The organism is Pedobacter nototheniae (genome assembly GCF_004335085.1).
Classification (GTDB): Bacteria; Bacteroidota; Bacteroidia; order Sphingobacteriales; family Sphingobacteriaceae; genus Pedobacter; species Pedobacter nototheniae.
This window is the reverse complement of record NZ_RQRS01000001.1, coordinates 152,255-176,117: the sequence shown is the minus strand read 5'-3', so window position 1 is coordinate 176,117 and position 23,863 is coordinate 152,255. Positions and strand designations below refer to the sequence as shown.

Here is a 23,863-nt window from a genome sequence, read left to right as displayed (position 1 = left end):
TTAATCTATATAAATTAAATTAACTGTCGAAATCTAGCCCCCGTTTCTTATATATTTAACCAAGAGAAGATTACCAAGTCAATCCCGACCGTTACCAAGTCAATTGCGACTGTTACCAAGTCAATCCCGACCGTTACCAAGTCAATTGCGACCGTTACCAAGTCAATTGCGACCGTTACCAAGTCATATACGAACGTTACCAAGTCAATCCCGACCGTTACCAAGTCAATTGCGACCGCTACCATGTCAATTGCGACCGCTACCAAGTCAATTGCGACTGTTACCAAGTCAATTGTGACCGTTACCAAGTCAATTGTGACCGTTACCAAGTCATTCCCGACCGTTACCAAGTCATTCCAGACTGTTACCAAGTCGTTCCAGACCGTTACCAAGTCATATACGAACGTTACCAAGTCAATTGCGACTGTTACTCAGAATAAACAAAAAGCCTAACAACTCTTAACGGTTAGACTTTTATTTTTCAGTTATAAATCCTGAAATCCATTCATCATTATCGATTTTACTACAAGAAATCTCAAAACCTTCTTTAGAATCTTTAAATCCATCCAATAATTCAGCTCGTGACTGTGCAGCCATTGCTTTATTTTCAGTGCTATAAATACCAATCAATTTAATATCCTCACCACCAAGCAATTCTTCATCAACATGAGTATGCCATAGTAAATAAACAAATTTTACATTCATTTTTTGTGTCTTTAAATTTAATAAAGGAAAATATTTAAGCTAGTGTCATGAATAAGTTGACTTATAATTAATGGGGAATTACAAGTTTAAAGTATACTTGAAGACATTTCATCAGGATCATCGCGTACTGTTGAGTAATTACTCCTACAGCATTAAGTATCCGGCTCATTCCAACTTCTAGATGCTAGTTCATCTACTTTAATGCCATTTGAAGAATATGAAAGAGATAGTGATAATTTTATTGACTTAACAGTATAAATCGGCACTATTTAATATCATTGATACTTTCCTTAGGTATGCCAAGACCAAAAAGGCTTATGTATAACAAAGCCGAGTTCTTTCTTGGGTATTAAAAACTGTAAATTAACTAGTTTGGGTCTTTTCAACATGATTTATGTATTTACATCTAGCTAAGCCAAAGCACAAAATCTTCGTTCTACTTTAACCCGGCCTAACAAATTTTTGGGTATGCACTAACAAGCCCATGCAAAAACTTAAAAACAAAAATTTTCAGCCGGCATTTTTCGTTTCTTTTTGATGCCAAAAAGAATAAAGCCCGTCCGGCCAGGACAAAAAGCAGCCTTTTCATTAACCAGAAAGTGAATTTTAGCTCAAAATCAATAATCTACATCCAAAACTCACGTTAAACTCACCTACTTATTCAACTTCTTCTTCAACTCATCAATCTCTTTTTGTTGTTGGATGATGTACAAAGTCAGTTCTTCTACTTTTTGCAAAAGTTTGGTTTGCAATTCGCTTACACCTACGCCTTCTTCTTGCATGGTTTTGGCTGTTGGGATTTCGGGCAGGTGCTTGTTTTGCTTTACAAAGGTTTCTATTTCGGTTAATGGGCGTAATTCATAATTGTTTTCGAATACAAAATCGGCTCCGGTGGTGTTGACCACAATTTCGTTGGCGCGGGCTTTGCCGTTAATATCGAGTTTGTAAGCGGGGTTGGTTTGGGAGGTTTTGCCGATGAGGACGTTGCCATCGCCCATTACATAGAACTTATTTTCTACTCCAAAATCCAATTGTCCAGGCAGGTTCCTTCCGCCCGTAATCAATAAGCCGTAATTGGTTGTATTCGAATTGCCATAACCAAAATACATATTGTGACCATTGGCTTCGGTATTGCTAAAATGAGTTAACCAAGCATAGTTTGTTGTTCCTTGAACCTGTAGTTGCGAAGACGGGTTTAATGTTCCAATGCCTACATTACCACTATTTGGAAAGGTGTTTTGCGCCATAGCCACTGGGCCAGCCAATAGCGAGAAGGCTAATAAGAGTTTAATTTTTTTCATGATGGTTATTATTTTTCTCGATTATTTTCTTTAACAATGCTTCTATCGTTTGCAGTCTTTCGTTTTGAACTTTATTCATTTCCTTTTCTTTGCTTAACTCTTTATCCTTCTCAATCAAATGCAATGTCAGTTCTTCAACCTTTTGCAATAAGCGTTTATTCATTTCACCAAGCTCCAATCCATTAAGTTCAACTTCTTTTGCCGATGGCATTCCGGGTAAGTATCCCTTTTCATTAATGTATTTTTCAGTTTCTGCTAGGGTTGGCAATACATAATCACTCTTAAATACATAATCAGGCCATCCTGTAGTTTCTACCTTAACTTCTTTAGCGCGAATGTTGCCATTTACAGAGAGCTTTTCTTTTGGAGTAGTTGTACCGATGCCTACATTGCCATTACCTGCCAATGTTAATTCATCCGTTAATAAACCAACATTATCATTTGGTACAAGTTGCACATAATCAAAGTACAAATCAGTTAAGCCAGGTTGAAAATTAATTCCCCTAATCTCTACCGCGCTCTCATTTTCGGGTAAGCTAAGCGAGATTGTAATTAATTGCCACTCGTTATTTGTTTTAAACATATTGGGCTTTAGTGAAACTCTTTTATAAACGAAACCACCAGATGAGCCAACGATGTCTAATGATAAAATATCATTTGAAGAGGCATTTGATGCTACTTTTAACCTGAATTGTACCAGGTAATTTCCTGCAGCAACATGAAAATATGGCCCCCACCACATAGTGTTTTGATAACTACCTGAAGACCGGAACATGCAACTGCTTTTATTGGCTGTAACATCATTAACCATGGTAGTTTGTGTTTCTTTGATTAATGTACTTTCATCCAGAAAAATGGTTTTTGGAAATTCCTGTCCAAAATTTTTCTTTGCAATACAGACAAAAATTAAAATATAAAGTAGTTTTTTCATGTCTATTTTTCACCTAAGTATTCGTTTAACATCCTCTTTAAATCTTTGAAATCCTTTTCCAACATTTCAATCTTACTTTTTTGATTATTTATCTGCTTTTCTTTATCAATTAAGTAAATAGTTAATTCTTCTATCTTTTTCTGCTGCAGTTTAAACATCTCACTCATAGCTAAGCCATTGCTTTCAACTTCCATAGCAGAAGGCATCCCGGGTAAGTATCCCTTTTCTTTAATATATTTTTCAGTTTCTGCTAGGGTTGGCAATACATAGTTCTTAGCAAAAACATAATCTGGCCAGCCTGTTGCTTCTACTTTAACTTCTTTAGCGCGAATGTTTCCATTTACAGAGAGTTTTTCTTTTGGTGTTATTGTACCAATACCTACATTACCATTACCACTATAATAATTAAAGGATTGAGGAGAGAGCTGATAATTCCATATTGCCTGAGTTGCAGGTTGGCTATCGGCTGTAAAATAAGGCTTATAATCTCCCCCTCTGATTAAAAATGTAAGTCCAAGGTGATATTCCGGCGTTTTAATATAAACATCATAATAATTTTGCCCTGGGCCATCATTTCCAGAGAAAGCATACCATTCTATTTTATCTGCTGATGCTCCATTTAATATCAATATGGGTTTAAGGTTACTATTAATGGATTGAGGGAAGCTGAAATCGATATAAGATCCACCATTACCCTGATAATCGACAAAATATAAACGGCCAGTAGCACCCCCTTTACCCCAAAAACCCATCGTATTATCATAATTTTTAATCCTAAAAAGCTTAATCCATTCTGGCGTGGTATGATTGTAATATTCGAAAACAGATAATTTTGTTAAACTCTGATTACCAATATCTGTTTGAGCTATTGCAACCAATTTAAGTAAAACAAAGCCAAGTAGTATTAATATCTTTTTAAATCTCATTTTTTTGATTTTTTATGCTGCATATTCAGAACCTTTCTTTCAAGCGCTTTATTTTGATCGTCCAATTCTTTTAGTGCACTTTTAAACTGTATTGCTTCCTTTTTACTCTCTATAAGGTAAATAGTTAATTCTTCTATCTTTTGCTGTTGTAGTTTAAACATCTCACTCATAGCTAAGCCATTGCTTTCAACTTCTTTTGCAGATGGCATCCCCGGTAAATGCCCTTTTTCATTAATGTATTTTTCAGTTTCGGTAAGCGTTGGTAATACATAATTCTTAGCAAAAACATAATCTGGCCAGCCTGTTGCTTCTACTTTAACTTCTTTAGCGCGAATGTTGCCATTTACGGAAAGCTTCTCTTTTGGTGTTTGAGTATCTATACCTATGTATCCCTTATTGGTGAGAATACTAATATTCCCTCCTTCTAATTCATTCTCAACCCATAAATTATTGGTACCTGGCCCTCCATATCCAAACCATCCAGACCTCGCAGTTGGGTTAATGCTCCGGGCATAAAACTCTATATAAGCATGATCTGCTGCTGCTGGTCTCAATTGTAATCCTGCTCCACCACCATCAGCCTGAATAGATCCATTTATATTAGCGAGCACTAATTTTTTCCATGCGTTCCAGTTTTCATTTCCATGCCATCCTGTTCTGTACAAAATACCGCTATTACTAAAGTTAAGTTGATGATTTTCTCCTCCTGAAGCATCATACCAAGGTGCTATGGTTAACATTGTTGAATAACCATCACCCAGAATACCTACAACTGATTTAAACTTAAAATCGAATCGGGCAATTTGATTATAGTTTCCAGGTAGCTCATTTGAGCTTCTGGTATCACTCACAGTAAGCTGTTCTGCAGTTTGAGAGTATCCATAAAGTACTTTTAGAGATAAAAAAATGAGTAATAAAATACGATATTGAAACTTCATTTTGTTTGTATTAAAATATGAACTAATGTTTATTTTTTCTTTCCAAGCTTTTAAGACGTATATTTTGTTCAGATAGTTTAGCATTTAATTTGTTGATTGCTTGGTTGGAATATCTCTTTTCAGCAATCAAATGCAAGGTCAGTTCTTCAACCTTTTGCAATAAGCGTTTATTCATTTCACCAAGCTCCAATCCATTAAGTTCAACTTCTTTTGCCGATGGCATGCCGGGTAAGTATCCTTTCTCTTTAATATGCTTTTCGGTTGCTTCCAAGCTTAATAAAGGATAATCTTTTTTGAAAACATAATCAGGCCAGTCTTTGGTTTCTACTTTAACTTCTTTAGCGCGAATGTTGCCATTTACAGAGAGCTTTTCTTTTGGAGTAGTTGTGCCGATGCCTACATTACCATTAGATAAGACTTTTATAGCTATTGATGCGCCATCGGTGCTGTATAAATTACCAACAAATAAATCCCATTCATTAGTCATGGGCTGTAGCTTAGTTACCGTTAAATCATTTCCTGTAGTACTTAAAGGCGTGAATGTACCGTTAAAGTTAATGGATGTTACTTTTATATAAACAGTAATTGGTTCTGAAACTCCGTATGTATTCACCGCCCTTACCCGAAACCGAGGTGTACCACCATAATAATCTCCGTTACAATCTATTGTAAAGTTACGGTATCTATCAACATATTGATTGTCGTTAATACGCCCCGTTTCGCGCCAAAGCGATGAATTCGCATGTGAAATTGCTGCTACATGGGTTGCCGCTGCCGCTATGTTACCTCTTGTGTAAGATATTGAAATATTATAATATCCTGAAGCTCCTGCAGAATATGGATCAACGCGGACAAATTCGATATAATCACCTATTGCATATCCTGCAGGGAAAGTGACAGACGTTTCATATTCATTAGTGGTAAATAATGGTATTTTATTTACCTTCTCAACTTTTGTGAATGCAAAAGATGGATTGATTAGCATAAATGCTAAAAGAGCTGTAATTAGATAGTTTTTCATTTTGTTTTACGTGCTGGAAAGAGTTTTTGTTGTTGAATTATTTTCTTTTTTAATGCTTGAATTTCTTTCTGCTGATGAATTAAATAAAGCGTTAGTTCTTCTTGTTTTTTAAGAAGCTGCTTAACCATTTCACCAAGTTCCAATCCATTAAGTTCAACTTCTTTTGCCGATGGCATGCCGGGTAAGTATCCTTTTTCTTTAATATGCTTTTCGGTTGCTTCCAGGCTTAATAAAGGATAATTTTTCTCAAAAACATAATCAGGCCAGCCTGTTGCTTCTACCTTAACTTCTTTAGCGCGAATGTTACCATTTACAGAGAGCTTTTCTTTGGGCGAAAGTGTTCCTATGCCTACTCTTCCGTTCAAATCCATAAACATAGTGGTTTGATAACTTAACGATTCATAACTACTTGTTGTTAAAGCATATTGAAACTGCAGTCCTCCTGCAACATCTACATTAGTCATCAATCTTATTCCATAAGAGCTTGCCCTATCATTGTGATTAATCATTTCCAATGCTGAATTGCCATTACCCAACTGACCAAGCCTTAACTGTTCAAAATTGTAAACACCAGGTATAAGAAGTGCTTTCGAAGCAACAGAGGTGTTAAAATCACCTATTTGTAATAAGGAGGTAGGTGAAGCAGTACCAATCCCTACATTACCGTTAGGATTTATGGCTAATGCGGCTATATCTGTTCCGTTACTCTGCACAACATTTAATCTAATCTCTGAGTCTAACAATCGCATATACGAAGCTCCTTTAGTATTTAAAATTCTGGTGATAGTAGAGGGGCCGTTGATTACATTATTCCCAATTCCGACGCCAGTATATGATATACCTGGTTCACTTGCCCACAGCATTAAGTCTGCTTGATAAAGAGGATCTCCATGAGGCCAGCGCATATTAAATTGGGTACTGTTATGCTCACCCATCATTTGCATCAGGTATTGAGGGCTTGTAGTACCAATACCTACATTACCACTATTAGGAAATGTGTTTTGTGCCATAGCCAAAGGGCCAGCTAATAACGAGAAGGCTAATAAGATTTTTTGTTTCATATCTAGGTTATTTTTTCCCTGTCAGTTTTTTTAGTATAATATCTAACTTTTCTTGCCTCTCTTCTAATTTTTGAAGCTTCTCTCCTTGTAATTTCGCGACTTCTTTATTTTTCGTCAGCTCTTTATCCTTCTCAATCAAATGCAAGCTCAATTCTTCTATCTTCTTTTGCTGCAATTTTACCATCTCTCCTAATTGCAAGCCGTTAGCCTCAATTTCTTTGGCTCCGGGCATATCTGGCAGGTGTTTGTTGGCTTTAATGTAACTTTCCAATTCTTCCAGTGTTCCAACTTTATAACCTGGTTCAAAAACATAATCAGGCCAGCCTTTCATATCTACCCGTACTTCCTGTGTATGTATTTTACCATTTACAGCTAGTTTTTCATCAGGCGTGGTGGTGCCGATGCCTAAACTACCGTTCATATAGTTTACGCCAGCACCATATAACTGGATGGATCCTTGCACCGATTTCCCCGCAGAATTAACATAGCTATCAACTGTGGTTTTAAAGCCGTGTGCTGGGCCATTTACTTGCTGGTAGGGCAAAGGGTTTTGAACGCCATCATACACAACAGGATTTTGTTCTACATTTGAGCGATAATTATAAGAGGTATTTCCCCTTAGCCAGATAACAAAATCAGCACTACCGCTAACAGTGGCATCCATATAACCTGCTATAAATGGAACATTAATAAAGTTTGTACCATTATGTGAATTTGTTTCTTGCATAATATCTACATCCCAAAAACGAGCGCCGTTTCCCCAGAAGGTATTATGAAATCTAAACCTGGCCATTAAGGAACCTTTCCAATTGGCATCAGCATGAACATCAGATCGGCCGATTTCAACTTCGGTAGGCACATGGTTATACCAGTTCTTATCTTGAAATGCTACAGGATAAAATTTATCCAAATCGCCCTTTACCCAAAAAGACTTTGTTTGGGCTTGAACATATGATCCAAACAGAATCAACAATAGGGGTATTATGATATATCTTTTCATGGCTGGTTTTATTTGTTCTTACTTTGTTTTAGATTATCTACTTCTTGTTTTAAAGCTTTCATCTCTTTATCCTTTTCAATCAAATACAAGGTCAATTCTTCTATCTTCTTTTGCTGCAATTTTACCATCTCTCCTAATTGCAAGCCGTTAGCTTCAATTTCTTTGGCTCCTGGCATATCTGGCAGGTGTTTATTGGCTTTGATGTAACTTTCCAATTCTTCCAGTGTTCCAATTTTATAACCTGGTTCAAAAACATAATCAGGCCAGCCTGTTGCTTCTACCTTAACTTCTTTAGCGCGAATATTGCCATTCACAGAGAGTTTTTCTTTGGGCGAAAGTGTTCCTATGCCTACTCTTCCGTTCAAATCCATAAACATAGTGGTTTGATAACTCAACGATTCATAACTACTTGTTGTTAAAGCATATTGAAACTGCAGTCCTCCTGCAACATCTACATTAGTCATCAATCTTATTCCATAAGAGCTTTCCCTATCACGGTGATTAATCATTTCCAATGCTGAATTGCCATTACCCAACTGACCAAGCCTTAACTGTTCAAAATTGTAAACACCAGGTATAAGAAGTGCTTTCGAAGCAACAGAGGTGTTAAAATCACCTATTTGTAATAAGGAGGTAGGTGAAGCAGTACCAATTCCTACATTTCCTGTTGTGGGAAAAGTATTGCTTTGCGCAAAGGAGTTGAGAGAGAATAATGTAGAGGCGAGTGTCAATAAAGATTTTAATTTCATATCATTTTGTTATTTAGGTTTATTCGATGGTTTTGTTTTAATTTTTTTATGAAAAATACCATTCAACCATTTACTTATTTTACTAGGTTGCTGATTTACAATTATTCCATTTTTGTACTTCAAAATCTGCACGCTATCTGGATTAATATATTTTTTAAATAAACCATTTATTTTTCCTTCTTTGTATTTTCCTTCTTCAGCCAGCGCACCAGACTCTTTATAATTGAAAAATTTTCCGTTTGGTGTTCCCTTTTTATAGGAGACTACCTTTAGCAAGGTTCCATTATCTGCCCAATTCTTCCATGTTCCTGTTTTTAAACCAGCATTAAATTCACCCAGTTCTTTTAAATTTTTATTTAAATAGAATCTGCTAAAGCGCCCGTCTAATAATTTGCCGCTAAAACCACCTTGGGTTGTCTTTATTTGGTTATTGCTATACCAATAATAGGTTTTATTTAAATCGGTATAACTCCTCAGTTGATTATCTTCTACTACATGTAAAGTAATTTTTTCTTCGGGTAAGGTTACTGTATGCTCATAACTTTCCATACCCAAATGATACTTATCTTTTTGTGCTGAAACAGATATCGACGCCAAAATGAATGGCAATGTTAACATGATATTTAACCGCATATTCTATTTTAAAATAATAAACTTAGTTGAATTTTGATATTGTACTTTAACCGAATCACCAGCATATTTAAGCAATTTTAAACCATCCACTATTTGCCCTTCAGCCAGCATAATTTGTTTTCCGTTAAGTTGCATCAAAACTATTTTTTTCTTGGTTGATGGATTTTTGATATATCCCGTATATAAAATGCCCTGCCAGTTTACTTGTGGCTTAATTATTGGTTGGGTGGCAAGAAATTTATTTTCAATAGAAATGCCTTTAGATTGTATTGTAGGAGCCGTTTTATTTTCCGTATCGGAAAAGGGATCTCTGTAATCAAAGTTTAAACTTAATTGTTCCTTAGAGTGATCTGGAATATTAAAGTAGGCAGCTTTCTTTACTTTTTGAGTTATAATTATATCCTCGTCATTATTATTTAATCTCAAATAAATTTGATAAAAAATGACACCCCATAATGCACAAACGCATACAATTAACAAATAAGTAAACTTCTTATTTTTCATTTTTATTGAATCGTAAAACTAAATAAATCGCTTACCGCTCCAATATTCCCTGCTTGATCTATAGCCTTTACTGACCAGCTTATTTTATCTCCACTTACGCCTTCATTAAATGTATAACTGTTTGTATTTACTATAACAGGAAAGCTTTTACTAAATACTATTGTAGAATTGTCTTTGTAAGCAGTTACCTCATATTTTACAGCATCGGTTATGGCTATCCATGTTAATTTAACAGGTTTGGAAACTGTTTGACCGTTGGCTGGAGCTGAAAGTGTAACTTTTGCTGGTGGACTTGTATCATAGGTAAATGATTTAACCGTAGACCATTTCGAGTTTTCTGTCGCATTTTCGGCCCTTACTCTCGCTTGAAATTTACCATCTTTAATCTGTGTGTAATTATATAGAAGATTATCAGTAGTTGCATTTAATACCAGATTATTTTCATCAGCAAAATTGTTATTGTCAATTTGGATTCTATATCTAGTTGCTCCAAATAGTTTAAGCCATTCAAATGGCAAAGTTGGGCTATTTGTATATAAATCATTTGCTGGCTTGCTTACCTGTAGTTCCTGATCTTTTAAAGCAGCATAATAAATTGTTAAAGAGCGGGATACATATTCTGTATGACTACTTCCGTTTTCTGCACGTACTCTCCACTCATATATGCCAGGATCTAATGTATAGGCAAACTTATCCTTTTTAATAAGTGTATCCAATATAAGTTTTTGAATGCCATCAAATTTTGGAGAAACAATTTGTAAACGATATTTAAGAGCATCCTCATGTAAATTCCACCAAAAAATCTGGTTATAACTGTTACTTTCCAATTTATCTTGAGGAGCGAGCAGGGAAATTGTTTGATGCTCAAGACTCGGTTCAATAAATTCTTTACAAGAAAGTAAGAAAGAACTTAAAATGATTAAAAAGAGGTATTTTTTCATAAATGCATGTAATTATTTATTTAGATAGGTAATAACTTTTCAAATTATTGTATTAAGCCTTTCAAAGCTAAATCCATTATAAGTGGTTGATTTTTATTGGCAGTAGTTCCATCACTTTTTTTCAAGTGTATTTTAAGTTTTGCAATTTTACCAATCCCAGTACTTTTACTTAAAGTATCAGCCAATCTAACTAGATTGAAATAGTTCCCCGTAAAACTAAATTCATTAGAGAATACCTTTTTCAATACTACATTGGCAGTTGTATCTTGCTTAGCTTGAGTATCCTGGTTAAAACTAATCTTTACCTGACAAGCCATTGCCATTCCTGAAAGGCTCTGCCAGAGATAATTTTCATGGTCTTCACCTTTAACTTTATAGCTTTTAACAACTTTTAAATAAAACTCACTTTTTCTTTCCAGTTGGGGCTGTCCTGCTTCTCCACTTAAAGCACTTATATTTTCTTTACTTAGCTGCTTATTTAATCTAAAAGCCTCTAATGCATTTTTAAATGAGCATTGATAAGCAATATAAAGTAATAGCAAAACTGAAAAGGCAAGTGCTATCTGTTTCTTTCTATAATCAAGTTTATCAAACATCCTAATACGTTAATAATATATCAAATTGATAAAGATCACTATCTTCCTGCTGATTGTATTTCAAAAGTTTAATTGATTTTATCCAGCTTTTTTCTTTCAATAAAAAAATCCAGTTGTTTACGGCAGATAAATTATCTGTGCTACCCATAATTTTAATGTTGGTTTGCAAAGCTGATTTTTCTTCATCGGTTTTAAAATCATTCATTGAAATAGTAGTTAAAACCAACTGTTTAGGCATGCTTTTACCCAATTCGTTCAGTAAAAAGCCATAATTATATCCTCCATTCCAGCCAATTTTTTTTAATAAAACCTCATTTTCAGAAATTTGCTGATTAAGCTGTTCAACGTTGTCCTTAAAAGTTATATTACTCCCAACTAACTTGCTTAACCGTTCGTTATCTGTGTTATAGTAAGAAAAAATGCCAAAACTTAATAGTAGAAGAATAAAAAGAGAAAATATAAAAGCCAAACCTTGCTTTTTTAGACGAAAGTTTTCAATCTGCTTCGTAAAGTCTTTCTTAATTTTATTAACATTTGCCTCTATTACATCAACCTGATTATGTAAAATCAATTGAAAAGCTGTAGCGTAAGCAACAATATATTCTTCTTCTATTGACTCTTGTCCTAATTTAATTGAAAATTCATTTTTATTATTTGGAATGTATTGATAAGCAGATAATTTTTTCTCGTCGGATAAGATAAACAAGTGCCCATCAAAACGTATTTCTTGGCCATATATATTCAATTGCTTCCATATTTGAATAGTTACAACGGGACCGAGTGTAAGCTGTAGTATTTTTATACCTGCCCTTTCAAATGTTTCTAATAATGGATCGACTACAGAATGCCTAACAATACTAAAAAATTTCAAGGCACTTTCCTGGTAGATCTGTTTGTAAAATACTTTTGAATCAATACCTGGAAATGCAGTTTTTAAACTATTTTCGTCATCTTGGATACCATCTTCATTTATTATTTTATTTAACAACCCCTTCCCAGTTAAACATAAGGCGATGGGGAAATTTTTTGGTAAAGATTCTATAACTGTGGCTAAGGATCCTTTAACAATTTTTTTCGAACTAATATCCAAGCTGTTTTGTAACCTGTTTACTAAGCAAAATCTGCAACTGTATTCTCCTTCTGAAATCAGTTTAAGTTCTACCCCAATACAGTTATTTGTTATCGCAGATACCATACTAATACATAATTATTGGTTTGATAAATACGAGTGTTACTACTTTGTTATTAGATTTTTCGCGACTACTAAATAACCATTTCAAAATTGGGATTCTGGATAGTATTGGTACGCCAGATCCGGATTCACTACTTTCAGTGCGTTCCAAGCCTCCTAGCACAATCATATCTTCGTTTTTAGCCCGAATAATGGAGGTAAACTTACTTGTAGATTTTGGTGGCGGTGAATTAGCTGGTGGGTTTCCAATAAAATCAGAGATATTAACCCCAATATTCAATGTCACCTGGTCATCGCCTGACACAATAGGTTTGATCTCAATTTCAAGATTTGCATTAACTTCCGTAAATTGCTCTGTAACTACAGTTTGCGCATTCAATGAGGGAATAACATTTTGCGTTCGCTGACTATAATATCTGGAACTTCCGATACTTAAATTTGCTTTATGACCGTTTAAGGTTGCCAATTTCGGGACAGACCTAATTTCTACATTGCTATTATTTTCTAATGCATTAAGTTTAACATAAAAATTAGGTGTAACTCTACCTAAATTGATGGAATTGTTACTTCCAAGCTTAGATAATAAACGGTTAATAGACCCAGAACCAAATGTATAATCAATTCCTGGTAGTATTGTTCCGCCAGTTTTAATGGTATCAGAAACTCCTGCTGTTATCCCAGTTTTAACACTTTTACCTTTTCTAATATCCACCAAAGTAACTTCAATCATAATCATTGGAATTACTTTATCTATTTGACGAATATAATTTTCTATTTCCTCTATTTGTGGAGCTGAGCCTGAGAGAAGCAACGTGTTTTGCTCACGAAATTCTTTAATCTCAATACCTTTTTTCCATTCAGAAGGGATCATTACCTGAACGGTATCAATAGATCTGTGCTGAAGTTTAACAATTCTATTGGCTCGCAAACCTTCCAGCCTTCTATCTCCTATCAAATAAACATCGTTATCTTTCTTATAAGTAAAGTCTGATCCTTGAAATAATGCAGTTAAAAAACTATCGTATGTAATGCTTTTTAAATGAGTAGTTACAGCGCCCCTAATATCAGAATAAATGAAATAATTAACACCAGCCTCTATTGATGCTGACTTAATCAGGTCAATAATTGGGGTATTTAATGCATCAACATTAATACTTTTATTCCCTTTAGAATCTCTACTACTGCTAATATTAAAACCTCCCGATTGCCCGACAGATGATCCACCAGAGGCACCCATTAGTTTGTTAGATCTTTTTACAGCAGTTGTATTTTCACCATTAATATAAAGTTCTTCTCCTTCTTCTAAAGGTTGAAAAATATAGACATTATCATTCGTCTTATTTAGTTTAAGCTCATTGGCGAATGCTAATTTTTCTAATGCTGATTCAAAAGGAGCTGCAGCAATAAAGGCAGTCACTTTCTTTCCAAGTAATGCAACTGGAACAACAACATTCTTTTGCGAAAGTTGACTTATTTTTTTTGCTACCAAGCTTAGAGAATCTCCATTTAATTCGAATCCTAAATTATCAGAAGCAGATATATAATTAACTTTAATATCTTTCACTGGCACTGGGGCTCGCGGAGAAATAGCTTTTGTAATAGACATTATAGACCCAATTAAATTTATATCCAAATCGTATTCTTTAGAAATAAATAGAAGCACATTTAGTGCTGTTTCGCCTTTAAAATTTGAATAAACTTTAAAGTTAATCAGTGGATCTACATTAATATTTAGATTACTCGATTGGGCCAATGCTCTTAAAAATTCTTGAGCAGAAGCTCCAGCCATGGATAATTCTACTTTTTGGTTTAGTCCTGGAACCATTACAGAAAGATTCCTTAATCTTTCCTCAATTACTTTCAATCGTTCTGCGCTATTTGGATATTGAGCAAATGCAGAATTAACCTGAACAATAAATATACAAAGGAGTGCGGCGAATAAAATGGCAATTCTATTTTTCATTTAGATAGATAACAATAATGGAAATATTTCTTCTAATGTGGTTTCACCCATCATAAAAAGATTAAATGCGTTTTCTGAAAGTGTTTTAATGTTTCTTGATTTTAGTTGTGTTTCTACAGACATATTGCCCTGTTTAATTTCAAAAGCAAGTTCTGCATCAACGGGTATAACTTCATATACAGCTTTTCGTCCTTTGTAGCCGGTAAAAAAACATTCCGTGCAACCTTTCGCAATGTGATGCTTAGATACAGTAAAAGGAGGCTTAAATTGCTTGGGATAACTTGCTGAATCAAAATCTACTTCTTCCTTGCAATTGGGGCACAATAAACGTAATAACCTCTGTGCAACAGTTGTGTTTAAAGTATTGGCAACTAAGAACCCGGGTATTCCCATATCCATTAACCTGGAAACTGTACCCCAAGCAGAGTTGGTATGGATTGTTGAAAGTACAAGGTGCCCAGTAAGGGCAGCCCTAATTGCCATATTTGCCGTTTCAGGATCACGAATCTCTCCTACCATGATTACATCAGGATCTTGTCTTAAAAAAGTACGCAATGCTGAAGCAAAGCCCAGGCCTATACTTTCCTTTAATTGCACTTGGTTTATACCTTCTAATGTATATTCAATCGGATCTTCAATCGTTAAAATATTACGAGTAGATTTATTTAATAATTTTAAAGTGGCATAGAGAGTTGTTGTTTTTCCTGAACCTGTTGGCCCACTTATCAATATGATTCCATTTGGCCGCTGAACGCCCTGCATATAATGTTCCATATCCGTTTTGGATAACCCCAATGTATTCAAATCTATATCGGTGCTGCTATTATTAAGCAAACGGAGTACTATTTTTTCGCCATGTAAAGTTGGCAATACTGAAACTCTTATATCAAAAGATGATAAGCCTGCTGCTTTATAATTAATCCTGCCATCCTGAGGTAAACGTTTCTCAGCGATATCCAGATTAGCCATGATTTTAATTTTGTTAATTAATGCAGGGTAATCTTCCTTTCTAATTTGATAACGTTCTACCATCATCCCATCTATCCTAACCCTTACACGACACTTATTTTCATAAGATTCGATATGTATATCACTACTTTTAAGTTGCCTTGCTTCTGCAATTAACTGGGATAAAAAATCATCATTTGCGGCAATAACTTCTGCCTGTGTATTATTTTTAACTTTACTATTTTCTGAATAATAATGAATGGATAGAAGCCGTTCTACATCTTGCAATGGCAAACCTTCAAGAATTATTTTTTTTCCAAAAATAATTTCAAGTTCATCAAACAGCTCTTTTTCTTTATCTTCAACACAATAGAAGCTTAAAGATTCCGAATCCGCATTAAAAGGTACAACATGATAACTCCAAGCCAAGTCTTTGCTTACCATGTGAATAATTTCCGGTTCTATTTTAGACTTAATTTCCATCCCCTCTATTAGTTATTTCTTCTTTAATTTAAATTAAATACTTAATCCATTCATCAAATTGAAAGTTTAGCTTTAGTAAGCCTCCAGTTAATAAAATGACGATTAAAAGCAATGATTGTATGCCGGCAAGTGGGATGGTTACTTCAACATTTTTATATATAAACCTACATAAAAATGCGAAGAAAATAGAGATGATTAAAGTAAGAATATAAAAAGCAATATAACTAACGGGAGAAAAATAAAAGCAGGTTACAAATAAAAATAGAATATCTCCCCATCCTAAAAGATCATTTGTGATGTTAACCGCTCGTTTTGCTTTAATGGTGAAATAGAGCCAAAGAAAAAAAAGTTGAACAAGCAAAAAACCTGTTAATATAAAAGCGTCAGTAAAAACTATACGATAGTTAAGGAGCGCTATCTTTTCCGAAATGAAAAGGACTATTAATATTGGAAAAAGAAACCAATAAACAGCTCTATCTTTAAAATCTTGAAAAGAAATGAAAGCTAAAACCAGGATAATTGATATTTTTAAAAACAACATTAATCGGGAGTAATTTCTTTTAAATTTTTGTCTTGATCTATTTGCCAAACATTGAAAACTCCGTTTCCATTAAAATCTGAAACCGCCGTAGCTTTAGCCGTAAAAGTATTATTTGTTGCTGAAACTACTTCGATTTTATAATTCGCTTTTCCATCTTTTCCGTCAGAAGAAAGTTTCTCCTGAATAAAGCCAAGTTCATTCATATCAGTTGTATACTTAGAATGCTCATAAAAATAAGATTGCTCTAATTTAGATAAATGCTCAAGTTGCAATTTAGCCTCAGTAGTTTTAGCTTTTGTAATTAAAGGCATTAGATTGGGGAGCGCCAAAAGCACCAAAATCCCTATTATCACTAAAACCACCAAAATTTCAGTTAGTGTGTATGCTTTTAACTTCTTTCTTAATACACTATTCATAGGTTTATTATTTGTTTATTCTATTACTGTTGAGAATTTTTTAGCTAAAAAAGCATATTCCCTAGTTTTCATTTGTTTTCTAATTATACTGTGGCCTTTTCTATCCAAAAATCCTTTTTGTAAAAGTTACATATCAACATTTATCATTCTAATTATGGTTTAACACAACCGTCTTTCCTCAACTGATGTAATTTTGTTTTTATTCATCAAAAATTGGATTTAGTTGGACAAGCAACTTCCTTAGTAGAAATGTTAAAACTAATTCAGAAATTAGTAAGTGAGTCTATTTCTAGCTTCAGAAAAATCTATAAAAAAGGAGGGATTTGAGGCATTAATATATGAGTGCATAATTTGTTTTTATTTACCCCACAATATCTTCAAAAAAAAGAACTTCACAAAATAAATTAATCGTCTGCATCAATATGGCCAAATTTCAAGTCCGTCAAACAAAATTATTGAGCATCTAATCAATAACATGTATAGGTAGCATATCCTACAACAACTCTTTTAAAGAGCTATAATACCTGATTAAAAAAATATGACCACAAAAAAAGGACAAAATACGTCCGGTATTTTGTCCTTTAAGGGTGGAGAATATCGGATTCGAACCGATCACCTCTTCACTGCCAGCGAAGTATGTACTACAACACAAATAACTTTATTACAAGCAAATACAAGATTCGGAAAACTATAGTTGTAAAACATTTGTAACGAAAACACATATTTATATGCCTTTTATTACTTTTCAATCTTTGCTTTTTCCATTACAACTGCGACGAGGTCATAATTATAAAATGCGAATATTACTAAAATTGCTGTGATAGCTATTATGCCTAAAAGGACAAAATGATAAGCTCCGACCTTACCAACGTTTTCCCTAGTCATTACCCAAATCACAATAGCAAATAGAATAAGGCAGTAACCATAAGAAATTATCATTCTATAGAACAACATTGGATCGGTCCCAATAACAACGTTGGTTAAGAGCTGAATCGTTCCAACTGAAAAGAGAGATATTGCCGAGAAAATCGCTAATATTTCAATTGAACGTCGTTCTGTATTCCTTACTTTATCAGCGGTTTTATTTATATTATCAACAACAACGGCTAACTTTCCGTAGGAATTTAAAAGAGTGTCAAATTTAATTTTGTTAAGCTTCATTGTATTGAGCTTTTGTTCTTCACTAACATAATCTAGCGGGATCACAAATGAAGTAAAGAAAAACAGCCTATGCTCTCCATAGCCTGGAACATTAATTTTCACCTCAGATTTACACTGTTCAAATGGTAATTGAAAATGCACAAAATTTTTACCTTTAGACCATTTGAAGCAATATTCGAATTTTCCTAACACACTACTATATTGTTCAAGCAAAATTTTAAATAATTCAAAATTCGTATTGTTGAGTAGATCGTCCGAAAGTTTTTCAATTTTGTTGGCCAAAATCAAACAGATTTTTTCCCAAGGAAAGAAATTATGTACAAACGTTTTATTTTGAAAATTCTGCAACTCACGTACATCGTCAGATATCTCATCTCTAAAAGTTGCCTTTTCTATTTTAGCTTGTTCCGTTGCGAGAGAGATCTGATTATTATATAAATAGTTGCTTGTTATTTGCAAGGCAAACTTATTGAAAATCTTAGGCACGTCAAGTTTTGCTTTCGAAAACTCTGTTCGTAAATTTTTCAATTGCTCCACACTAGCAGAGTCATCTTTATACGTCTTTGCTAATGCATGGTAATATATGTAATCACCTTCATTGTTCGAATCATCAAAACTTTCCACTCGCTTCCTCTGAAGATGTAGGAACCCAGGAGCTAAATCATAATGAATATCTATAATTTCAATCCAATCTTGAAGCTGTGGGGAGACAGGAAAAGAATCAGTATTTATTGGAATTACACTATAGTGGTCGACAGAGAAACCTAGCGACTCATCTTTCTTATCGCATTTTAATCTATAAACCATTTTCTTTATAAGAAAGTTAACTTTCTCATGTAATGGAGCTAGCAATGGATTCTCTGTTTCCTTTATTCCAGAATCTAATAGCCTTTTTTGTATTACTATTAAGCTGATAAGATTATTCTCGGTATAACTATAATTGAAGTGTTCGAAATTAGCAATAGCAAGGTTGCTCTTAAATATTTCTACAGTATTACCTACTACTATATAATTATAAACATCTTTATTTTGTTTTTCTACTCTAAAAGTAGTTGTGTCTTTTGTTAGGGAAAATTGTCGTTCAATGTCCTTAAGAAGATAAGTGATCCCAGGAACAATAATATTATCTAATGGTCTAATGACATTCTCTAAAAAACCTACTTGCCCTCTTCTGACTAGTGTTACATCAAGAGTTAACAAGTCATTTAACTCAATTATTCTTGCTTGAATGAATACTTTTAGTTTTTCAGATTCTTCATCAAATTTAACATAAGACTCAAGGCAATAATCTCCATTAAGAATGAAAAGGTTATAAAAATTCAGAATTTCCAATGAAATATTCTGAATCGAATTTATTAGTAATGCTGTTGCATCTGGTACGGTTTTAGTCAAGTATTCAGTTGTCCAACCGACATAAAAATACTTCTTAATTAATAATTCCTGAAGATGAGTAGTTGAGAGCTTTGATTCCATTAATAGGTATAATATTTGAGTTCCTGCTTAATAAGACTAGGGCTAATTTCTTTCGAATAGCTCTCCAGTTTCCTAGCTTCACTAAAAGTATATTCCCATGAAAACCATCTATGACTTATATCAACAAGGTCAAAAGCCTTTGCTGCAATTAAGTCGTTGTTTCTTTCTTTTAGATTCCTTACCATATTAATAATTATCTCATTCCTCATCGGGTCACCTAAGATATCTTGAGTAGAAGAAGTTTGAATGGTATTGTCATCAGATATTATAAAATGTTTAAGGTTGTCAATATTATCATAAACATCGCTTTCAACATGACCAAAAGGCATGGCATAGAATCTATTAAATATATCTAAGGCTCGATGATCTGTAGAACAGGCAAAAAAATGTAGTTTAATTACCTTCAACTTACTTAAATCATTTTTGGGATGGTTATTAAATTCGTCAACTCTAATTCCATAGTATTCGCAAAACCATGTAATTAATTCCTTGACAAAATATTCAAAAAGGTCGATTTTCATATAACTGAATTATAATTCAAAAATAAATAGAATAGGCGTCTTGTCAGTTAAATCAATGTAATATATACCTAAAATACAAATTATATTGAATCTAAATGATGATTGACTCTCCTTTATTTACTAACATACTAACGTATTACACATTTTATTAGTTTCATTCATTTTATTTTTTACTTAACCACTCCCCTTTTCCAGTGATGATCCATTCAACTGAAACACCATAAGATTCGGATAAAATATTGATGACATAGAAACTAGGAGTCCTGGTCTTTTCCTTTCTCATTCTATGAAAATTGGGATAGATTAAATTATGAACACCGCAAAAATTGAACATATTCTTAATCTTACCTAATTGCTCAAGTCTATCCAGGGCTAAAAAAAATCGCTCGTTCACTTGAACATCGTAAGCTTTTGATCTTACACCTTCAGAAACAACTTCTTTATTTTCCATTTTTGTCAGCAAGGTTAGTCCAGCGTTTAAGCTGGTTGTCGTCGTAATTGTAAGCTGTGAAGTTTGTGGCTGCATTCTTATATTCTTTTAGTTCTTGTTCGGTCATATATGGCAAGTACTGCTCAATCTTTAACATTTCCTGTATATTTTGGTGCAGGAAATATTTAACTTCATTTATAGCGGTATTATCAATCATTTCTCCATCTCCCAAAATCAACCACCTGGCATTCAAATCCGGATAAAGTTTTAATATTTTGGTAACAGGATCCAGACCTACACTCCCACCCTCTTTTACAAGCTTTGCGACATATTGGGGTGTTGCATCAATAACTTCAGCAAAAGTCCTTTGACTTCCACCGCACTTTATATCTATTACTTGTTTTATCCTTAGATTAATTCCCATACCTAACTCTAAATTCTTTTCTGTTCATTGAATAATGGTACCGAAGATTATTATACCATAGATACTTTCCATTTTTAAACATCCGGGAAAAGTCTTTCTGGAAAACAAAACCTTCCACATATGCATCCTCCATTATTAACTCAACTATTTGAGTGAGCTCATTTATGCGCGGCAAATCTGTATGGAAAATATTTATGTTTAAAATCCCAACCAAAGCCCCGACATCCTTATTGCAAAACAGGTTATTGATTTCAATGGCATCAACCTTACACTCCAAGGGCCTTGGCTTAACATGAAAACCACCTAACGGCATTAAATCGTCAGACCATATCTCTCCATGTTTAATATGATCAACAGTATAATGCTGAACATCATAAATCCATTCTTTGATTGAGGCGTTATTCAAAATTTATAAATCAGATGATTCCCATTTTTTCCCACAAGTTTTGCATTTGTAACGGGTAATTTTATGTGTAAATCCAAGTAGTAAGTAAACAATTCCTACCCCAATCAGGCATATCGCAATAAGAGAAATAAAACCACTACTGGCTGATTCATTTATATAACCCATATAATAGAGCAAGCTTCCAATGATAAAAGTCGAAACACCCACTTTGAATTTGTACTTCCGATCTTCGTAAACTATTTTATAACCACCGCAATTCAAACATTGAATTTGTTGTTCCATAAATATTCAATATCAAATTACAACTTACCAATTTTCATCGTCACTTTTAATCATAGATTTATAATATGTCTCAATTACAGAATTGACATATTCATTTAAAGTTTTTACACTTTTTTCATCCCTCACAATTCCTTTCTTATTGAAAAAATCCCCAATCATTTTTTCTCTAAAAATATCTCCAGTATAGGTTGATAATCTATTTACTGAGAAACTTATCCGAACCTTATTATCTTTAAATTCATAAGTTGAAGTATAATTAACATCCCAACTTGGATTCAAATAAAGGACTTTCATTTTGACCGCTTTCTTATCTATTCCGTTTAGAGTAATGCTTTCACCGTCAATTAAAGTCATTACCTCTTTTGGATTCACATACAGTTTGGAGAAATAAACTTGAGATTTTTTATAGAGGTCTGCCTTAGATTTATTGGGTATATCAATTATAACATACTTTTTGGTACTGTCAAGCACGCTGGAAAAACCGTCATAATTAAGCTGTAACTTTTGTAACTCCTGTCCCTTTAAAATAAATGGGAAAATCAATATTAGTAATAGTATTTTTTTCATTCTATCTAGTTTTTTTTATAATTTGAACCACACTAAATATTTGCTCTACTTCATCTAAATAAAGCTCCTCATCAGGATATTCAGGATTTAAAGAGTGAATAGTAATAATGCCTTCTTCAACATCGTGCTTAATGATTTGCTTTATAAGTATACCCTCCGTTTTATGGACAATTACCCAATTATCATAATTATGGGTGTGTAATTTATATATCCATTGATGACGAGGAAGATCTCTCCCAATTGCTATTCTACCAGGAAATATACTTTGTTCAGCCAATTCAGCAGTTTCTAGGCAAACCATACTATCACCCCGAACTTCAAATCCTAAATACGTCCCTCTATGCTCCTGCTCAACAGCAATCACAACATATTCAAAGTCTTCAAAGTACTCCGGATCTGCAAACCCTCTTAGATATCCTGCGTAAGCTTTTGCCGGAACCACTCTCACCTTCATCCCCATTGTTCCATCTGCAGCATATAGGAACTTTAGACTTTTCCCGTCATCATCATCCTTTTGCGGGTAAAGGCTTATAGGCACCGCCTCGTGGCGAGGATTTTTATATTCATCATTAGGCCTAACCATAGGTGTTATCCCGTCGATGAAAAAATGCTCATTTAAATCGGGAAAAGTATTTAGAATTTTCTCCACAAACAAAGGCTTGAAGGCGGTTGCATTTTGAGCCATCTTTCCCAGTCTACCATTACCAACCATTAACATTTGCTCAGCTTCCCTCAGACTTAAACCTCTATATTTCAGAAACAAGCCTAATCTTTCGTGCTGATCTTTAATTTTTTTTTCCTGATTTTCAGACATTTAGAAATTTCTAATGAAATTTCTACATTTTTCTATTTAAGTGTAGAAATTTCTATATACTTTTGTATTATATAACAAAAACAAATGTACTCATATACATTTAAAGAGGCAATCCCAAATAATAACTAAATGTACAACGCGACCAAAAATAGCAGATTGATAGCAGGACTTGTAGATAAGGCCGTGGAGTTCTTTGTCCATAGAAATGAAGTATACTGTGTACATGATGGAAGAACATATGTATTTGAAGAAATTCCACGCTGGATAATAGATATCGTAGAACACGATATGCTAAAACATGAGGATGCTATTAAAGCTCTCGCGCTGTGGGAAAACTTAGCTGATGAAGATTATATAAGACAATACATCATTTGCAGGTTTGGAGGAATAGATGACGAGCCAGACATAGATACTAAAGGAGTGGTTCATGAAGCCGAATATTTTGATTGCGGTTTGAGAGGCACCTGTAAACACGAAGGAAAGCTTTGTACTGCCTTTAAGGTTGCAAATGGCTACTTAACCAAAATGGAGCTAGCGATATTAAAACTTATCAATTTACCTGATAAAATTATTGCAGACAGGCTTTCTATATCAACAGAAACAGTAAGTACACATCAACAAAACATAAGAATTAAAACAGGCTTAAAATCAAAAGTTGAGCTAGCAATTTTTGCACAAAAAAAAGGCATCATATGACAATCGTAACTATTACAAAGGCACCTACTTGGACTGATATGATCACCGACCTTGAACCTGAAGAGCAGCTTAACGCTCCGTATGAGAAGATGCGCGTCATCACCTCTCTTATAAGCGGAACGATAAAGTTAAAATTCCCTGAGCGGAAGTTCACTACGAGAAAGGAAGAGATCGAGGTTAAAAAGAAAATGGTCCAGGTACTGGTAATCACAAGAACAGCATAATCCAGTCAGCAACTCA

29 protein-coding genes are annotated in these 23,863 nt (G+C 34.0%); 2 read left to right on the top strand and 27 right to left on the bottom strand.

From position 1 onward, the window contains the following. Nucleotides 1-47 precede the first annotated feature (47 nt). From EHC72_RS00840 to EHC72_RS00710, 27 genes are all read right to left on the bottom strand, one after another. Entirely contained in the window at nucleotides 48-413 is a 366-nt protein-coding gene (locus EHC72_RS00840) for a hypothetical protein (protein ID WP_211660255.1), read from the bottom strand. Nucleotides 414-474: 61 nt separating this feature from the next. Next, on the bottom strand, nucleotides 475-705 hold the full coding sequence (locus EHC72_RS00835; protein ID WP_211660254.1) for a DUF7336 domain-containing protein: 231 nt from the start codon (nucleotides 703-705) through the stop codon (nucleotides 475-477). A gap of 653 nt (nucleotides 706-1,358) precedes the next feature. Next, nucleotides 1,359-2,006 carry a hypothetical protein gene (locus tag EHC72_RS00830; RefSeq protein ID WP_131535581.1) on the bottom strand — a complete coding sequence of 216 codons (648 nt, stop codon included), beginning with the start codon at nucleotides 2,004-2,006 and terminating at the stop codon, nucleotides 1,359-1,361. Then, entirely contained in the window at nucleotides 1,993-2,937 is a 945-nt protein-coding gene (locus tag EHC72_RS00825; RefSeq protein ID WP_131535580.1) for a hypothetical protein, read from the bottom strand. Before EHC72_RS00825 ends, EHC72_RS00830 begins: the two co-directional genes overlap by 14 nt. Nucleotides 2,938-2,939: 2 nt before the next feature. Next, nucleotides 2,940-3,863, bottom strand: a complete 924-nt coding sequence (locus EHC72_RS00820; protein ID WP_131535579.1) for a hypothetical protein — start codon at nucleotides 3,861-3,863, stop codon at nucleotides 2,940-2,942. After that, on the bottom strand, nucleotides 3,860-4,801 hold the full coding sequence (locus tag EHC72_RS00815; RefSeq protein ID WP_131535578.1) for a hypothetical protein: 942 nt from the start codon (nucleotides 4,799-4,801) through the stop codon (nucleotides 3,860-3,862). The genes EHC72_RS00820 and EHC72_RS00815 overlap by 4 nt, the downstream gene beginning before the upstream one ends. 22 nt (nucleotides 4,802-4,823) lie before the next feature. Further along, on the bottom strand, nucleotides 4,824-5,822 hold the full coding sequence (locus tag EHC72_RS00810) for a hypothetical protein (protein ID WP_211660253.1): 999 nt from the start codon (nucleotides 5,820-5,822) through the stop codon (nucleotides 4,824-4,826). Then, nucleotides 5,819-6,883: a hypothetical protein gene (locus EHC72_RS00805; protein ID WP_131535577.1), complete on the bottom strand. Its 1,065-nt coding sequence runs from the start codon at nucleotides 6,881-6,883 to the stop codon at nucleotides 5,819-5,821. The genes EHC72_RS00810 and EHC72_RS00805 overlap by 4 nt, the downstream gene beginning before the upstream one ends. A gap of 7 nt (nucleotides 6,884-6,890) precedes the next feature. Next, nucleotides 6,891-7,883 (bottom strand): hypothetical protein, encoded by a 993-nt coding sequence (locus EHC72_RS00800; RefSeq protein ID WP_131535576.1) that lies wholly within the window; start codon nucleotides 7,881-7,883, stop codon nucleotides 6,891-6,893. Nucleotides 7,884-7,891: 8 nt separating this feature from the next. Beyond that, a complete protein-coding gene (locus EHC72_RS00795; protein ID WP_131535575.1) occupies nucleotides 7,892-8,632 on the bottom strand; it encodes a hypothetical protein in 741 nt (246 codons plus the stop codon). A gap of 9 nt (nucleotides 8,633-8,641) precedes the next feature. Continuing rightward, entirely contained in the window at nucleotides 8,642-9,250 is a 609-nt protein-coding gene (locus EHC72_RS00790) for a toxin-antitoxin system YwqK family antitoxin (RefSeq protein ID WP_131535574.1), read from the bottom strand. A gap of 18 nt (nucleotides 9,251-9,268) precedes the next feature. Then, nucleotides 9,269-9,769 carry a hypothetical protein gene (locus tag EHC72_RS00785; protein ID WP_131535573.1) on the bottom strand — a complete coding sequence of 167 codons (501 nt, stop codon included), beginning with the start codon at nucleotides 9,767-9,769 and terminating at the stop codon, nucleotides 9,269-9,271. A 2-nt stretch (nucleotides 9,770-9,771) separates the two neighbouring features. Continuing rightward, on the bottom strand, nucleotides 9,772-10,710 hold the full coding sequence (locus EHC72_RS00780; protein ID WP_131535572.1) for a fibronectin type III domain-containing protein: 939 nt from the start codon (nucleotides 10,708-10,710) through the stop codon (nucleotides 9,772-9,774). Nucleotides 10,711-10,754: 44 nt separating this feature from the next. Then, complete coding sequence (locus EHC72_RS00775; RefSeq protein WP_131535571.1) at nucleotides 10,755-11,306, bottom strand: hypothetical protein; 552 nt, start codon at nucleotides 11,304-11,306, stop codon at nucleotides 10,755-10,757. A gap of 1 nt (nucleotide 11,307) precedes the next feature. Then, nucleotides 11,308-12,294, bottom strand: a complete 987-nt coding sequence (locus EHC72_RS00770; protein WP_165585747.1) for a PilN domain-containing protein — start codon at nucleotides 12,292-12,294, stop codon at nucleotides 11,308-11,310. 208 nt (nucleotides 12,295-12,502) lie between these two features. Continuing rightward, nucleotides 12,503-14,461: a type II secretion system protein GspD gene (locus EHC72_RS00765; RefSeq protein ID WP_131535569.1), complete on the bottom strand. Its 1,959-nt coding sequence runs from the start codon at nucleotides 14,459-14,461 to the stop codon at nucleotides 12,503-12,505. Beyond that, a complete protein-coding gene (locus EHC72_RS00760) occupies nucleotides 14,462-15,892 on the bottom strand; it encodes a GspE/PulE family protein (RefSeq protein ID WP_131535568.1) in 1,431 nt (476 codons plus the stop codon). Nucleotides 15,893-15,920: 28 nt separating this feature from the next. Then, nucleotides 15,921-16,433, bottom strand: coding sequence for a hypothetical protein (locus EHC72_RS00755; RefSeq protein WP_131535567.1), 513 nt, complete (start codon nucleotides 16,431-16,433; stop codon nucleotides 15,921-15,923). Next, nucleotides 16,433-16,849: a type IV pilin protein gene (locus EHC72_RS00750; protein ID WP_131535566.1), complete on the bottom strand. Its 417-nt coding sequence runs from the start codon at nucleotides 16,847-16,849 to the stop codon at nucleotides 16,433-16,435. The genes EHC72_RS00755 and EHC72_RS00750 overlap by 1 nt, the downstream gene beginning before the upstream one ends. A gap of 738 nt (nucleotides 16,850-17,587) precedes the next feature. Next, entirely contained in the window at nucleotides 17,588-19,483 is a 1,896-nt protein-coding gene (locus EHC72_RS00745; RefSeq protein ID WP_131535564.1) for a hypothetical protein, read from the bottom strand. Further along, nucleotides 19,483-20,004, bottom strand: coding sequence for a hypothetical protein (locus EHC72_RS00740; RefSeq protein ID WP_131535562.1), 522 nt, complete (start codon nucleotides 20,002-20,004; stop codon nucleotides 19,483-19,485). Before EHC72_RS00740 ends, EHC72_RS00745 begins: the two co-directional genes overlap by 1 nt. Nucleotides 20,005-20,167: 163 nt before the next feature. Continuing rightward, nucleotides 20,168-20,455 (bottom strand): hypothetical protein, encoded by a 288-nt coding sequence (locus EHC72_RS00735; protein ID WP_131535560.1) that lies wholly within the window; start codon nucleotides 20,453-20,455, stop codon nucleotides 20,168-20,170. Next, nucleotides 20,445-20,858, bottom strand: a complete 414-nt coding sequence (locus EHC72_RS00730) for a hypothetical protein (RefSeq protein ID WP_131535558.1) — start codon at nucleotides 20,856-20,858, stop codon at nucleotides 20,445-20,447. The genes EHC72_RS00735 and EHC72_RS00730 overlap by 11 nt, the downstream gene beginning before the upstream one ends. Further along, nucleotides 20,848-21,264, bottom strand: a complete 417-nt coding sequence (locus tag EHC72_RS00725) for a hypothetical protein (protein ID WP_131535556.1) — start codon at nucleotides 21,262-21,264, stop codon at nucleotides 20,848-20,850. Before EHC72_RS00725 ends, EHC72_RS00730 begins: the two co-directional genes overlap by 11 nt. Nucleotides 21,265-21,267: 3 nt before the next feature. Further along, nucleotides 21,268-21,546, bottom strand: coding sequence for a hypothetical protein (locus tag EHC72_RS00720; protein WP_131535554.1), 279 nt, complete (start codon nucleotides 21,544-21,546; stop codon nucleotides 21,268-21,270). 24 nt (nucleotides 21,547-21,570) lie between these two features. Next, entirely contained in the window at nucleotides 21,571-22,113 is a 543-nt protein-coding gene (locus EHC72_RS00715) for a DUF4468 domain-containing protein (protein WP_131535552.1), read from the bottom strand. 1 nt (nucleotide 22,114) lies between these two features. Further along, on the bottom strand, nucleotides 22,115-22,927 hold the full coding sequence (locus EHC72_RS00710) for a S24 family peptidase (RefSeq protein WP_131535550.1): 813 nt from the start codon (nucleotides 22,925-22,927) through the stop codon (nucleotides 22,115-22,117). 129 nt (nucleotides 22,928-23,056) lie between these two features. Between EHC72_RS00710 and EHC72_RS00705 the strand changes: the two genes are divergently transcribed. Together EHC72_RS00705 and EHC72_RS00700 are read left to right on the top strand one after the other, a co-directional pair. Then, the gene (locus EHC72_RS00705) at nucleotides 23,057-23,623 is read left to right on the top strand and encodes a response regulator transcription factor (protein WP_131535548.1); all 567 of its coding nucleotides are present in this window, start codon (nucleotides 23,057-23,059) and stop codon (nucleotides 23,621-23,623) included. Continuing rightward, a complete protein-coding gene (locus tag EHC72_RS00700) occupies nucleotides 23,620-23,847 on the top strand; it encodes a hypothetical protein (protein ID WP_131535546.1) in 228 nt (75 codons plus the stop codon). Before EHC72_RS00705 ends, EHC72_RS00700 begins: the two co-directional genes overlap by 4 nt. Nucleotides 23,848-23,863: the final 16 nt, after the last annotated feature.